This window comes from Psychrobacter sp. Cmf 22.2, from assembly GCF_001921745.1.
GTDB lineage: Bacteria > Pseudomonadota > Gammaproteobacteria > Pseudomonadales > Moraxellaceae > Psychrobacter.
Genome location: NZ_MRYA01000002.1, coordinates 304,088 through 317,715 on the forward strand (window position 1 = coordinate 304,088; position 13,628 = coordinate 317,715).

Here is a 13,628-nt window from a genome sequence, read left to right on the forward strand (position 1 = left end):
CATCAAAACCTTCTGCTAAAAATATTACTGACTGTTTACTTCTTTATTTTTCCAAGGGTCATCCTGTCCGACAGTGACGATTAAGAATTTGTCTGGCTCAAGGGTATTGCGTAGGGTCTGATTGACTCCTGATAGCTTTACATTGTCAATACGCGTTATATAATCCGTCAAATAGTTGTCTGGCAATTGATAAAAATTCATCATTCCTAGCAATCCATTAATCCCCGCATTGCTTGCAAAGCCCATGGGAAAACTATTCTTCATATTGTCCGTAGTTAGACGCATCTCATTATTAGTAATCCCGCTATCTAACGTATCATCAATAACTGCTAAGCTGGCATCAATAGCATCAAGAGCCTTATCATTGCGTGTCGAAAAACCTATTTGATAAGGACCACGAGCCAGCATTGGATTCATAGAGCCTGATATACCATAGGTATAACCGAGGTTTTGACGAATCTCAGTCATTAAACGCGCATTAAAATTACCACCTGCTAATACTTCGTTGCCAATAGCAAAGTTGGTTTGTTGTTGCTGCGCTTGAGGATCGGTGGCGCGCTTACTACCTAATTGACCCATCAATACTGTGGTTTGGGTGCTAGGAAAGGGGATATGGATATGCTGTGCTTGGGTGAGAGGTTTCGGCTCAGGTAAAGCATCAGCTGCCATACCTTTAGGTAAATTAGCAGTAATGTCTTCAGCGAGTTTTTTAGCTTGAGCGAGCGTCAAGTTACCAGTCATTGCTAATGAAGCGTTGGCAGCGACAAGGTAGCGGTTTTGAAAATCAGTCAGATCTTTTTTCTCGATGCTAGGTACAGTCTCAAGCGTGCCTGATGAAGGATGAGCATAAGGATGATTGCCATATAGTGCTTCATCAAAAGCGAGGCTGGCAAGGCTATTAGGATCTTGTTTTTGTTGTTGCAAGCCAACCAATAAACGTGCTTTATTACGCGCTAAAATTGATTGATCAAAATTTGGCTTTGTCAGTATTTGCGTCATCAAGTCAATGGCAGGTAAAAGATGATCGTCATCAGAGAGGCTACGTAACGAGACGATAAACATATCTTTATAGGCACTACTATTTAAATTGATCCCTAGTGTTTCGACCGCCCGCGTAAAGTCATCTTCGTTCAAGCTTTCAGTGCCTTGTGTGAGCATCGTCGCAGTCATATTGGCAATACCAAAACCGTTTGCACGTATATTACCATCGCGTGCGCTACCAGCATTAAAACGCAAATCAATATCGACGATAGGTAGCGTGGTTGCGCGTACAAAAGACACGGGCACGCCAGTTGTAGTTTTAAAGTGTTCGATAGTTGGTACAGTCACTTGTAACGGTTTAACGTCGTTAAGGCTAGTAAGCTTAGACAATGCGGCAATAGGTGCGTTTGCATCGATCGCAGCAGTAGGCTCACGATATTCTTCAGCACCGACTGAGTCTGCATAAGCTGGAGTAATAAACACAGTCAAACCTAACATGATGCTGGCATTGAGATAGGACTTACGAACAAGTTTGGATTGGCTGAAATCTTTATGTTGAGACGTTTTTTTTATCAGGGATGTAAAATTTTTTAGAGTCATTTCTTTCTTCTTATAAATGTTCTTAAATAATGAGTTTCTTAAAAATGGAGTGCAGAACTATGGCAAACATTACAATCTTGTTTCTCGCACGGAGTTTTAAGCATTGATTGTTAATTATTCACTTGTGTTTTGCTTGTCTCAGCTTTATCCGTCTTTTCTTTAGGTGGTACGATATGCATTACCGTCAAATTATCTTTTACGAGATACTTTTTGCTAGCAGACTGAATATCAGCGACGCTCACGCCATCAAGCTTTGCAGGTAAGCTTGCAAGCAGTCTGTCATCAAGCCCGATAGATTGCAGCGAACCTATCATGCGTGCTTGGCCTTGCATGCTGTCTTGCGCATATACTAAGCCTGTAACGGTGTTGGTTTTGGCACGACTTATTTCATCAGCATTGATAGGATCAGTGGCGAGTTTATTAATTTCAGCCGTAATAGCATCCTGTGCTTGCGTTAAGCTCACGCCCTCACGCGGGGTTGCTTGAATTAAGAACAGTCCATCACCGCGATCAAGTAAGTCATAAGAAGTTCCGACGCTGGTGAGTAAACCTTGCTCGCGTATGAGTCGGCTCTCTAAGCGCGCCGATAACCCGCCATCTAAGACATCTTGGGCAAGTGAAAGCGCATAAGCCTGCTTTTCATTGTCCGAGCCAACGGTTGTTAGGCTAGGGACGTTATAACCCATTAATAATACGGGCACTTGTACTGCCTGCTCAGAGTCAACTTTTTTATAACCACGAAAGCCTTGTTGCTTTACTGCAGGGCGTGTTGGTAATTTGCTGGCAGGCAGATCACCGAAGTAGCGTTTAACTTGCGCCAAGACCTCTTCTGGGTCAACGTCACCGACGATGACTAAGGTTGCATTATTAGGTGCATACCAAGTCTTATACCAATCTTTTAACTCTGCCAGTTCAATCGATTCAAGCTCGCTCATCGGTCCGATGACAGACTCACCTTTAGGACTATCAGGTAGGGCTAATAGTCGAAACGATTCGTAAGCTTTGGCAAGAGGGTTGTCGTCAGTACGCTGGCGGCGCTCTTCCATAACTACTTGATGCTCTTTAACAAAAGCTTTTTCATCAAAGACTAGATTGGTCATGCGATCTGCTTCTAATTCTAAGGCTAAAGGCATTCTATTGGCTGGGAATAGCTCATAGTAGCCAGTGTAATCGTAGCTGGTAAAAGCGTTATTAACGCCGCCAAACTTAGCAATCAAGCGTTCATAGTCATCACTTGATACATTCGCTGTCCCTTTAAACATCATGTGTTCAAGCAAATGTGAGATGCCGCCTTTGTTTAACGGCTCATCTGCCGAGCCAACCCGATACCAGATCTGCGTCATCACCACTGGCGCACGATGATCTTCTTTAACGATGATTTTTAGTCCATTTTCTAACTGATATTCATGCCGACCTGACATATCGATAGCCAAATCCGAACTCGCGGCTGGCTTAGCAATTACTGAGTCAGGCGTAGCCGTTTGCTGGAAGTTGCTGGTTTGACATGCAGTCAAAGTAGTGGCAAGCGCTAAGGCACAAACAACGCGTAGCGAGGTAGCAGATAATGATGAAGACAAGGACATAGGGTTTTCTACTTATAAAACAGTGGATAATGAATTTTGGCTAAAAATAAAAAAAGTTTAAGCGCCTAAAAGCTAAATGCAAGGTACTATATTGTTTTATGTCCACCAACGATGACACTGGCGGTTGGTTTAAATTCTTGCGTTGTGCTACAGCCGGTAGTTGATAACAGGAGTATGGAGATAACTGTTGCAAGTCCAATATTAATAATAGGTGCCAAACGAGAAGGTCGTGCGTCAAGGTTATTATTGGCTTTATAAGTTGATATGGGTAGTATTGACGATGACATAAGTATTCCTAATATTTAGTTTGTATAAGGAGCGATTTTTAAACTCACCTTTCATCTCAGTATGGCGCTACAAATATTACAAAATCTTTTTTAGATCATTAATCAAGTCAGCTGTTGGCTCTAATGCTTGCAAAGATGCGCAGCCGACTGTCGAAAAAGACAATATTGCTAACAGCAAGGATAGACCTAGAAGATTAGCTTTTCTATTGATAAGAGCATACTTAGTGTCAGATTCTATAGACCTTGATAAATGCTTGCGCTGTGGTAAAGATACATGTTTTGAGATGCAGGTTTGTGTTAAAAATGGCATAGCAGTTCCTACTCAGTGAATAAAGAGACTGGACGTCTAACGAATAGCACAAGGTGAGTAAATATAAGCTTGACTGTAGCGAAATTTACTTTTATCAAGGTCAGATTTTTGTGTCTAAACCTTAACCAAATTCTATGATAACTCTACTATTACTGTATCATTAGCTATCACGGTCAGCGCTAAGCGATACTTGAATTATGCTAAACTAGCACAAAAATGAAGCTTTCGTTTTGATGAAATTAAATATACTGATGTTAATTGCACCATTATCCATTACAAAATAAATATATTACTGACATTATGAACTTTTAGGGCAAGCTTATGAACAATCCAAATAATGCCAATCGCGTGGTCATCAACCTTGATGGTAGTCTTGATGATTTAGATGACGATGATATTACCTTACCAAGTCTACCGACGCAATCAGTCCCCATTATCGATGAGCCTGACACCGTCATCAAAGCTGATGAGCAAAACCACGACGTCAGTCAGACGACAAGCGCAGACACAGCAGGTGCAGAGTCAGCAGAACATATAGCGTTGGGTGCACCGATTATAATGCCTGAAGGGCAGCGTACGGGCGATGATGCTCTGGTTAGTAATGACCAAATTGAAAACAAAGTTAGTCCTACTGCTATACCCAAAATGCCGCTACAAGAGCAGTGGACTGATAATACTGCCAGCAAGCATTTACCTGTTGGCGCCAAACAAGCCAGCATCGACGATGCTGTAAAACAAGCTGCACCAAGTACGCCCCAAGCATTGGCTGGCGATGCTACAAGCCAAAAAGAATCGCTGCAAGAAGACGAGACGCAGGGTCGCCAAAAAGGCAGCTGGTTCAACCGCATGAAATCGGGGCTAAGTAAGTCGCGTAAGAATCTTGCAGAAGGTATGGTGAGTATTCTTATTGGCGGTAAAGAGATCGACGATGAGCTGTTAGAAGAGGTGGAAGATCAGCTGCTAGTTGCTGACATTGGTGTCAATGCAACCAACCGTATTATCAAGAGTTTAACTGAGCAAACCACGCGCGGTGATTTGATTTATGCGCATTCATTATATAAAGCACTGCAAAGTGAGCTTGTGGATATATTAACGCCAAAAGTTGCGCCCTTGGTCGTCGATACAAGCAAAAAACCATTTGTTATCTTGGTAGTGGGTGTTAATGGTGTGGGTAAAACGACCACCATCGGTAAGCTTGCCAAGCGCTTACAAGGCGAGGGTAAATCAGTCATGTTGGCAGCTGGTGACACTTTCCGCGCTGCCGCCACTGAACAGCTACAAATCTGGGGGGAGCGTAACAGCATTCCGGTTGTGGCTCAAGGCCACGGCTCAGATAGTGCTTCTGTTATCTTTGATGCCATGCAATCTGCCAAAGCCAAAAATATTGATGTGTTGATAGCTGACACCGCTGGGCGCTTGCAAAACAAAACGCATCTGATGGCAGAGCTTGAAAAAGTAGTACGTGTCATGCGTAAAGCGGATCCAAGTGCGCCTCATGAGGGAATGATCGTTCTTGATGCGGGTACAGGTCAAAACGCCATTAACCAAGTGGAGCTGTTTAATAAAGTAGTGCCATTAACGGGCATTACCATTACTAAACTAGATGGTACTGCTAAAGGCGGCGTTGTATTTAACATTGCCGAAACCACGGATGTACCTATTCGCTATATTGGGGTTGGTGAGTCAATCGATGATTTGCGTGCCTTTAGTCCAAAGCAGTTTGTCGCAGCACTTTTTGATACAAATGAAAGTTAAGCTTTTTTGCAGTTTTGGTATTATCTTATTGGCACTAAGTTGGAGACAGTTATGATAGTCACTACAGCAAGATTTGATCAATATCAGCTAATTATAATGGCCAATGCCAGTAAAAATAATACGCCCAAGCTGACTGAAGTTAACTGGCTTGTAGAAGGTCAGTCATGGCGTCACTCAAAATCATTCGCTAAGCTCAAAAAGCACTACCAGCTTAGCGATGATGATTTTATATTTATAGACAAAAACGACTTAAACAGTAATGATGCTACTCAATCTTTACTACTGACGGCCATCGACCAGCTTTATGAATATACCAATGGCAAACGCAATACTTTTGCTCTGCCATTAGACATCTCTTTGGGTACCGAATTTCAGCAGCAGGTATGGCAAGCTCTACAAGGTATCAATCATGGCGAAACCATCAGCTATGCGACACTGGCAAAGCGCATTGGCAATCCTAAGGGCTTTCGTGCGGTGGCTAACGCTAATGGCAAAAACCCTTTTAGTATTATTATTCCTTGTCACCGAGTGATTGCTAGTGATGGCAAGCTGGGTGGTTATACTGGTGGATTAGATAAGAAGCGTTATCTACTTGAGCTTGAGGGGTCGATGAGCAAGTTCTAATTATAGTAAAAGTGTATGAGAAGCAAGAAAGCCAAACGCTAAAAACGTTTGGCTTTCTTGTATTAAACTATCAATTATTAAATGAGCAATGATATCTATTGTTCAAGTTGTGCCATGACATCAGCAGAGAAGTTTACGTTGCTATAAACCTCTTGCACATCATCTATATCTTCTAACATATCAATCATTTTCATGACTTTTTCGGCATCATCGACATTGTCTATCTCAGCAGTGGTGGATGGCGACATAGTCACCTCAGCATTGTCAGAGACCAATCCAGCTGCATTAAGTGCATCTTTGACTTGACCAAAGCTGTCGACTTCGGTGATAACGAGTAGCGATGTTCCATCGTTTTCGATATCGAGTGCGCCTGCATCTAGTGCAGTGAGCATGACTTCATCTTCTAAGTTTACGTCATTAAAAGTGATTTCACCGCGCTTAGTAAATAAATAAGCGACTGAACCTGAAGTGCCAAGATTACCATCGAATTTGGTAAAGGCGTGACGCACTTCACTGACGGTACGATTGACATTGTCAGTCATCGTCTCGACCAAAACAGCGACACCGCCCACACCGTAGCCTTCATAGCTGATCTCATCCATGTTTTCAGTATCGCCGCCGCCTGTGCCACGATCAACCGCGCGATTAATAGTATCGCGGGTCATATTGACCGACAAGCCCTTTTCTATAGCGGCACGAAGACGTGGGTTTTTGTCAGGATCAGGATCTCCTTGTTTAGCGGCAGAAACAATTTCACGAATAACCTTGGTAAATACTTTACCTTTTACTGCATCCTGACGGGCCTTGCGATGTTTGATGTTTGCCCATTTTGAATGACCTGCCATATTATATCCTTAAGTGCTATATGCTTTTTAGTATGATCTCAATGTCGTCATACCTATTATAGATACTGCGTTATAACCAAGTTTGTCTATTTATAGTGCGTACCAATCTCAGCATAACTAAGCGTCGCATGTACTGCTATGACGTTATAAGCTTACGCTGGTATGAGTAATTTGTATGTTGTTGAGCACTATTTTTTGCTACACTGTGGCATCTTATATGTTGCAACAACGGCTATAGACGCTCAATATTATAGACCAATTTTGCGTATTTTAAATAATTTGCGCTTATTCATCACACTTTAAATCATTAAGTGCTATCCAGCCATTGATTTTACGAAGCCACTGATTCTATGAAGCAACCGACTGCTGAAGCTATTACTCATTTACGTAACCGCATTCATATCATTATTGAAGGCACAGACACCCGTTTGGGTAAGCTCTTTGATATTGTATTATTGATTGCGATTTTGGCCAGTGTGGCCATAGTAATGCTTGATAGTGTGTTATATATGCGCTTGCAGTATGGCACGCTGTTTTTTTATGCAGAATGGTTTTTTACCATTTTATTTACGATTGAGTATAGTCTCAGGTTATTCTCAGCACCCAATCGCCTTCGTTATGTTTTTAGTTTCTTTGGTATAGTAGATTTATTGTCTGTATTGCCAAGCTATCTAAGTCTAATGTTTGTGGGTGTACAGTACCTGCTCGTGATACGTATTCTACGTATTTTGCGTATTTTTCGTGTCCTCAAGCTTAAAGCTTACATGCAGCAAGCAGGTTTTTTGGCTTCTGCGCTTAAAACCAGTCAGCAAAAAATCACCGTGTTCTTCTTGTCGCTTGTCCTATTGGTAACAATCTTTGGCTCAGTCATTTACGTGGTAGAAGGACCAGAGAATGGTTTTACAAGTATTCCATTATCTATTTATTGGGCAGTCGTTACCATGACGACAGTAGGATACGGTGATATATCGCCAAAGACACCGCTGGGTCAAGCAATTGCGACCATGGTCATGATTACAGGTTACTCGATCATTGCAGTGCCAACGGGAATATTTACCTCAGAGCTGGCACGTAACATGCGACCACAACTCAATCCTATTACTTGCCCTAATTGTGGAAAGTTTGGTCATGCCGTTGGCGCAACGTTTTGTGATCGTTGTGGTCATGCGCTGCATGTCTAAAAGTCCTTGATACTACTATTGTGTTTTTTATGAGTCAATATATTCATCAACTAAGGATGAGAGATCGATTTCAACACCAAGGTTTACCAAGTTCCAATATTGTCCCGATACAGTACGATCAAGCATCATCGTCGTTGCAGAAGGCTGAAACTGACCAAAGTACTTTAGGGACGTACGCATTTGAGCAATGGCTTCATGATGGACTTGACTACTAGAAAAATCAAAAGCGCCTACTTGGTAAGGCAAAATAGATAAAGGTTTGAGACCAATAGCGAGCCACTCTTGATAAAATTCGCCAGGAATGTCAGTGTCATCAGTCCGGCGTATTTGTAGCGCAATCAAGTCTTGTTCAAGAGCAGTTACATCACCTTTTATAGCATGCCTTGCAAATCGTCGAAATAACTGCACTTCGTTATCACTATAGCTGCGAATACCACCAAAATCATAGGCGACTACGCTGCCATCAGTTCGAAAGGCAAAGTTACCTGGATGAGGGTCACAGTGCATTCGGTATAACCCAAATAGCTGACCTGCTGTAAAATGGAACAATCTTACCGCTATTTTTTGCTTGATATCATTGTCCCATGATGCAGCTTCGGTTAACGTATCTCCCATCTCTTCTGTCAAGGTCAAAATACGTTTAGAAGAGTGACTGCCAATGACTTTGGGTATGATAAGTCCTTCATCTTCAGCATGGAATGCACCAAATACCCGCAAGTTATGCGCCTCTTTAGTATAGTCAAGCTCATCATAGAGGCTTTGCCGTATTTCATTAAATAGCTTATCTTGTAGTTCGCGGCTCATATTAAGCACGCCAGCAATCTTCAATGCCATACGTACTTGTTTTAGGTCACTGTCACAATTTTCATCCACATCGGGATATTGAACTTTTACCACGACCTTTTGGCCAGAGGGGAGAGTGGCTTTATGTACTTGACCGATAGAAGCAGCTGCAAAAGGGGTTTCTTCAAATTCATCAAACAGCTCATCGATAGGCGCTTTAAGCTCGCGCTCGACTTGCCGGCGAATCTGCGAGTAGGGCATGGGCGGCGCGTCTTTTTGCAGTTTTTCTAGTGCTGTTGCCACCTCAGGCGGAAACACGTCTTTATACTGTGAGGCAATCTGTCCTACTTTCATGACAGCACCTTTCATCTCGCCAAGGGTCTCAGCGATTTGAACACCCACATCTTGCATCAGCGCTGAGCGTGCTTGCAAACGTTTTTCTTCGTCACTAGAGAGGTGCTTTAGTGAGTTTTTAGCGGCCTTTCCTGCAATACTCGCAGTCATGCCAGCAAGTTTCATAAAGCGTTTTCCGGACGATTTTGCCATTCATATCACCGTATATTAATTTTTGGTTTTTGTCCAAAGATTGAAAATTGACTTAAGAACAAGTCGTACGTATTTAATGCAATTTTTCTACCAATAAAAATATTCTATATCAAAACTAAATTGGTGTTTATTAACTCTATATTTTCTTAAGATTCATTTAAAGTAGGTATTAGTGCAGAATTATCCAGATCAATATCGTATAGATTTACCAGCCAGTAATCGAGCGCCATCTGATAACCCAAATGACCCAAACCACATATTACTCCCACTGCCACATCACTCAAGTAAGAGTGATGACGAAAAGGTTCACGAGTATGAACGTTTGAGAGATGCACTTCTATAAATGGCTTTTGAGTGGCCAGCAAGGCATCGCGAATGGCGACTGATGTATGAGTAAACGCAGCTGGATTAATGATAATAGCATCTACTTGTGAGCCTTCATCTGCTAATAGACCATGCTGTTGAATCGCATCAACGAGCTGACCTTCATGGTTGGATTGAATACAAACAAGCTCAACATCATGACGGGCTGCTTGTGCTGTCAAACGTGTTTCGATGTCGCTAAGCGTGGTGTGACCATAGATGTCGGGCTCACGCTTGCCTAGTAGATTTAGGTTGACCCCATTAATGAGCATTATTTTACGTGTGGGGGGATTGACTGTTTTTTTGGCCGTTACTGAAGAAGAAGGGTCACTCATACGTTTCTCTATGAATTAAAGGGAAGGTAATATTGGATACTCACAGTATAAATAAACAATAAACTGATTTGTCAGATATGGGACTTTATCACAATAGCTCAATTATAAGTTTATAAAAAATTACATAGAAAACTTACCTAAACGTTAAAAATCATGTTAAATGGCTTTGTGTTGCTAAAAACCCATGCTATGATATTTTTAAGTAGTAAGTCTTGCAACTGTGTTGCTATTGCTTTTGAAGCAGTTATAAGGAGCAATCATCCTCAAGTGATGACGCAACATCGGTAGCAAGCGTATTGAGACACGACGACTTCAACTAAGAAGGCGTTTTTATTATTCAATAAAAATAAGTGTCCTTATGTACTTTAAGTACAAATTTTAAACAATGGCATTTAAATCGTTATTTAATAAATGGTTTAAATACTGATTTCATAGTCTTAGACCCCGTTTACATGCAATGTCGCAAAGGAAGTTGGGGCTGAGTGTAATTTTAGGAAGCAATATTATGTCAGATCGTGAGCAAGGTGTCGTTAAGTGGTTTAATGATTCAAAAGGCTTTGGTTTTATTCAACGTAACAGCGGTGAAGATATCTTTGTCCATTTCCGAGCGATTCAAGGTGACGGTTATCGTTCTTTAAAAGATGGCGAAAAAGTTGAGTTCAACGTAGTTGAGGGCCAAAAAGGCCTGCAAGCTGAAGAAGTCAGAAAAGTAGAAGACTGATCCATTTATTATAGCAGTTTAGGTTTAATAGTTTTATTGACTGCTGATATACTACTGAGTCAAGCCTGTCTAAGATTACCGATGTTGAACTGATTGCAACATGGGTATATACAGACTTTGGGCTTGGCTTTTTTACGTTAAGGCTTTATCAAGGTTTATAGTAAGCTTGTTATGACATGAGTCTGTTGCCACTAATATATAAGGATGATTTTTTGAGTAATTTTACGACATTTACTGATCTACCACTCTCAGAGCCAACATTGCGGGCGATCAGTGATTTGGGCTTTACTGCACTAACGCCTATCCAAGCTCAAATATTACCACACACCTTAGCGCATCAAGATGCAATTGGGCAGGCGCAAACGGGAACAGGAAAGACGGCGACTTTTTTAATTACTATCATAGAAGCTTTACTCAAGCGTCCTTTTCATCATGAAGAAAAACGGCATTTGGGCGAGCCGCGTGCTGTGATAGTAGCACCGACGCGTGAGCTTGCCCAACAGATTTTTGACGATTGTATTGCTTTGACAAAATATACAGAATTGCACAGTGTGTGTATTATGGGCGGTACCAATTACGAGACTCAGCAACACGAGCTTGAGCGTCAATACGTTGATATTCTGGTTGCGACACCTGGACGTTTGATTGATCTTATGCACAAAAGCATGCTCTATTTGGATCGTGTAGAGGTGCTAGTATTGGATGAAGCGGATCGTATGCTTGATATGGGTTTTATTCCTGATATCAAGCGCTTGGTTGGGCGGATGCCAGCGAATACGGATCGCCAAAGCTTATTGTTCTCAGCCACGTTCAATCAAGATGTTATGAATCTTGCTTACCGCTGGTTGCACGAGCCACAGTTTGTCGAAATTGAACCTGAACACAAGACTAGTGAGCTGGTAGACCAACATTTTTATCTATTGACAGAAGATCAGAAGTTAGAGGCGTTGCAGCGTATTATCAATGATACGGCAGTAGACAAGGTTATCATCTTTGCCAATCGTAAGGATCAAGTGAAGCGTCTGTATCACAAACTGCGTCCAGCTCATAAAATCGTTATGTTATCAGGTGATGTGATTCAGCAAAAACGTGAAAAATACTTACAGCGCTTTAAAGATGGTCATGCATCGATATTGGTTGCAACCGATGTGGCAGGGCGCGGCATTCATGTCGATGATGTCAGTCACGTAGTTAACTACACTTTACCAGATCAGCCGGATGATTATGTACATCGTATCGGTCGTACAGGGCGCGCTGGACAAACAGGTATTAGTATCAGCTTTGTAAGTGAGGATGATGCTTTTAATTTACCGGCGTTAGAGAAGCATTTGGATACTAAGTTCAGCCTTGAGCAATGGCAGCAATAATGCTATTGAGATTAATGTAGCTACAAAAAAGCCTGCAACGATATTACGTTGCAGGCTTTTTATTTGAAATGCTTTTTAACTATGGGGTTTTAACTCAATCTAAGGATAATTATTGAGAATGATTCATAGTGTTTGAGTTGGTATCCATGTTATCCATATCGTGCATACTATGATTCATTTGGCTCATATCATAAGAGTCTGTCTCAGACATCAAGGCAGAGTGGTTATCATGATTCATCTGAGTATGACCACCGTGGTGCATATTAGACATCGCAATAGGCACAAGGGCAACGGCCAAACCAGACACTACCATGATGGCTCCATTTAGCTGGCGCAAGCGAAAGCGCCCAATCTTATCGCGCATCCAGTGAACTGTCTCATGAGTGGCAACTAACATCGGTACTGTACCGAGGCCAAAAACAAACATCAGCGCTGCACCGCCTATAGGGTTATGAGCGACGACTGCGATGAGGAGGGCGCCATACACGAGACCGCAGGGCAAAAATCCCCATAATAGACCAGCTACTAGAGCACGTGGGAAAGTAGTGAGCGGAAATACTTTTTGGCGTAAGGGGCTAAGGAATTGCCAAAAACGCATACCAAAACGCTCAAGCTTGGTCAAAAATGGAGCACCCAGCATAGTGACACCTACCAGCACTAAAACCGCGCCCAGTAATAGACGCGGCATGCTATTGCCTATCATCAGAGGCTCAAGTACGGTTGTACCAATCAATCCAGCCAGCAAACCCAAAAACGAGTAGCTAAGCAGACGTCCAAGATGATAAGTGGCTATCAAAACACGGCGCTTGACTGGACTGACATCTTTCATTGACAATCCAAACGCACTTACCAATCCGCCACACATGCCTAGGCAGTGCGGTGAACCAAAAAACCCCATTAGTAATGCTGCAACTAATAATGCTGTGGTCATAAGCAGCACCTCTCAAAATAAGTAGTAAACGAAGACGGTATTCTATTAAAAGTCAAAACAATAACGCCCTCATAAAATCAAAGTTTTTAAAATTTTAATGCCGCTCTTTATTATCGAGACCAGCGTTATCATTAGTATTCAGTGGTTTACGAGTATCCAAATCCAAGCTTTCGGCATCAGCAGCAGTAGACATAGTATCCGTTTGCTCAGCAGAATTAGCTGGTTTATGCGACTGGATAACTTGACGACGCTCTTGACGATCATCCAATATAATGCGCTGTGAGGCGTTGTCTAAATCCTCAAACTGATTGGATTTTACAGCATAACGAACGGCCCAAATAGCTACCACGAACAGCATCAAGCTTAGTGGAATCAATAAAAATATACTGAGCATGGCAAACCTCTTAAATAGCCGT

General features: G+C 42.0%; 13 protein-coding genes. 5 read left to right on the top strand and 8 right to left on the bottom strand.

Annotated elements, in window-relative coordinates; translation table 11 throughout:
- Window positions 1–24 precede the first annotated feature (24 nt).
- The 3 genes from BTV98_RS05470 to BTV98_RS05480 all read right to left on the bottom strand — a co-directional run bounded on the left by BTV98_RS05470 (window position 25) and on the right by BTV98_RS05480 (window position 3,451).
- Complete coding sequence (locus BTV98_RS05470) at window positions 25–1,479, bottom strand: pitrilysin family protein (RefSeq protein WP_075103094.1); 1,455 nt, start codon at window positions 1,477–1,479, stop codon at window positions 25–27.
- A 212-nt stretch (window positions 1,480–1,691) separates the two neighbouring features.
- Window positions 1,692–3,164: a pitrilysin family protein gene (locus tag BTV98_RS05475; protein WP_058368916.1), complete on the bottom strand. Its 1,473-nt coding sequence runs from the start codon at window positions 3,162–3,164 to the stop codon at window positions 1,692–1,694.
- Window positions 3,165–3,250: 86 nt separating this feature from the next.
- Complete coding sequence (locus tag BTV98_RS05480; protein ID WP_058368915.1) at window positions 3,251–3,451, bottom strand: hypothetical protein; 201 nt, start codon at window positions 3,449–3,451, stop codon at window positions 3,251–3,253.
- 1,156 nt (window positions 3,452–4,607) lie between these two features.
- Here BTV98_RS05480 and ftsY point away from each other — a divergent pair.
- Both ftsY and BTV98_RS05495 read left to right on the top strand, forming a co-directional pair.
- Complete coding sequence (ftsY, locus tag BTV98_RS05490) at window positions 4,608–5,516, top strand: signal recognition particle-docking protein FtsY (protein ID WP_256713858.1); 909 nt, start codon at window positions 4,608–4,610, stop codon at window positions 5,514–5,516.
- 51 nt (window positions 5,517–5,567) lie between these two features.
- The gene (locus BTV98_RS05495; protein ID WP_075103095.1) at window positions 5,568–6,140 is read left to right on the top strand and encodes a methylated-DNA--[protein]-cysteine S-methyltransferase; all 573 of its coding nucleotides are present in this window, start codon (window positions 5,568–5,570) and stop codon (window positions 6,138–6,140) included.
- 95 nt (window positions 6,141–6,235) lie between these two features.
- Here BTV98_RS05495 and BTV98_RS05500 read toward each other — a convergent pair whose 3' ends face one another.
- Window positions 6,236–6,985 carry a YebC/PmpR family DNA-binding transcriptional regulator gene (locus BTV98_RS05500; protein WP_058368911.1) on the bottom strand — a complete coding sequence of 250 codons (750 nt, stop codon included), beginning with the start codon at window positions 6,983–6,985 and terminating at the stop codon, window positions 6,236–6,238.
- Between the two features lie 350 nt (window positions 6,986–7,335).
- Between BTV98_RS05500 and BTV98_RS05505 the strand changes: the two genes are divergently transcribed.
- Entirely contained in the window at window positions 7,336–8,166 is an 831-nt protein-coding gene (locus tag BTV98_RS05505) for an ion transporter (RefSeq protein ID WP_058368910.1), read from the top strand.
- Between the two features lie 27 nt (window positions 8,167–8,193).
- Here the strand turns inward: BTV98_RS05505 and BTV98_RS05510 are convergent, their stop codons facing one another.
- Together BTV98_RS05510 and aroQ are read right to left on the bottom strand one after the other, a co-directional pair.
- Entirely contained in the window at window positions 8,194–9,495 is a 1,302-nt protein-coding gene (locus BTV98_RS05510; RefSeq protein WP_058368909.1) for an AarF/ABC1/UbiB kinase family protein, read from the bottom strand.
- Window positions 9,496–9,641: 146 nt separating this feature from the next.
- Complete coding sequence (aroQ, locus tag BTV98_RS05515; protein WP_058368908.1) at window positions 9,642–10,193, bottom strand: type II 3-dehydroquinate dehydratase; 552 nt, start codon at window positions 10,191–10,193, stop codon at window positions 9,642–9,644.
- Window positions 10,194–10,698: 505 nt separating this feature from the next.
- On the opposite strand from aroQ, the gene BTV98_RS05520 reads away from it, so the two are divergent.
- Together BTV98_RS05520 and BTV98_RS05525 are read left to right on the top strand one after the other, a co-directional pair.
- The gene (locus tag BTV98_RS05520; protein WP_058368907.1) at window positions 10,699–10,914 is read left to right on the top strand and encodes a cold-shock protein; all 216 of its coding nucleotides are present in this window, start codon (window positions 10,699–10,701) and stop codon (window positions 10,912–10,914) included.
- Between the two features lie 176 nt (window positions 10,915–11,090).
- Entirely contained in the window at window positions 11,091–12,281 is a 1,191-nt protein-coding gene (locus BTV98_RS05525) for a DEAD/DEAH box helicase (protein ID WP_178379357.1), read from the top strand.
- Between the two features lie 109 nt (window positions 12,282–12,390).
- Here BTV98_RS05525 and BTV98_RS05530 read toward each other — a convergent pair whose 3' ends face one another.
- Both BTV98_RS05530 and ccoS read right to left on the bottom strand, forming a co-directional pair.
- Window positions 12,391–13,212 (bottom strand): sulfite exporter TauE/SafE family protein, encoded by an 822-nt coding sequence (locus tag BTV98_RS05530; protein WP_058368905.1) that lies wholly within the window; start codon window positions 13,210–13,212, stop codon window positions 12,391–12,393.
- A 94-nt stretch (window positions 13,213–13,306) separates the two neighbouring features.
- Window positions 13,307–13,606 (bottom strand): cbb3-type cytochrome oxidase assembly protein CcoS, encoded by a 300-nt coding sequence (gene ccoS / locus BTV98_RS05535; protein WP_058368904.1) that lies wholly within the window; start codon window positions 13,604–13,606, stop codon window positions 13,307–13,309.
- Window positions 13,607–13,628: the final 22 nt, after the last annotated feature.

Bases quoted from the DNA above. Each gene is read 5' to 3' on its own strand.
- BTV98_RS05475 (WP_058368916.1), bottom strand. From the start codon at position 3,164: ATGTCCTTGTCTTCATCATTATCTGCTACCTCGCTACGCGTTGTTTGT.
- BTV98_RS05530 (WP_058368905.1), bottom strand. From the start codon at position 13,212: ATGACCACAGCATTATTAGTTGCAGCATTACTAATGGGGTTTTTTGGT.
- ccoS (WP_058368904.1), bottom strand. From the start codon at position 13,606: ATGCTCAGTATATTTTTATTGATTCCACTAAGCTTGATGCTGTTCGTG.
- BTV98_RS05480 (WP_058368915.1), bottom strand. From the start codon at position 3,451: ATGTCATCGTCAATACTACCCATATCAACTTATAAAGCCAATAATAAC.
- ftsY (WP_256713858.1), top strand. From the start codon at position 4,608: ATGAAATCGGGGCTAAGTAAGTCGCGTAAGAATCTTGCAGAAGGTATG.
- BTV98_RS05525 (WP_178379357.1), top strand. From the start codon at position 11,091: ATGAGTCTGTTGCCACTAATATATAAGGATGATTTTTTGAGTAATTTT.
- BTV98_RS05495 (WP_075103095.1), top strand. From the start codon at position 5,568: ATGATAGTCACTACAGCAAGATTTGATCAATATCAGCTAATTATAATG.
- BTV98_RS05505 (WP_058368910.1), top strand. From the start codon at position 7,336: ATGAAGCAACCGACTGCTGAAGCTATTACTCATTTACGTAACCGCATT.
- BTV98_RS05500 (WP_058368911.1), bottom strand. From the start codon at position 6,985: ATGGCAGGTCATTCAAAATGGGCAAACATCAAACATCGCAAGGCCCGT.
- BTV98_RS05510 (WP_058368909.1), bottom strand. From the start codon at position 9,495: ATGGCAAAATCGTCCGGAAAACGCTTTATGAAACTTGCTGGCATGACT.
- aroQ (WP_058368908.1), bottom strand. From the start codon at position 10,193: ATGAGTGACCCTTCTTCTTCAGTAACGGCCAAAAAAACAGTCAATCCC.
- BTV98_RS05470 (WP_075103094.1), bottom strand. From the start codon at position 1,479: ATGTTAGGTTTGACTGTGTTTATTACTCCAGCTTATGCAGACTCAGTC.
- BTV98_RS05520 (WP_058368907.1), top strand. From the start codon at position 10,699: ATGTCAGATCGTGAGCAAGGTGTCGTTAAGTGGTTTAATGATTCAAAA.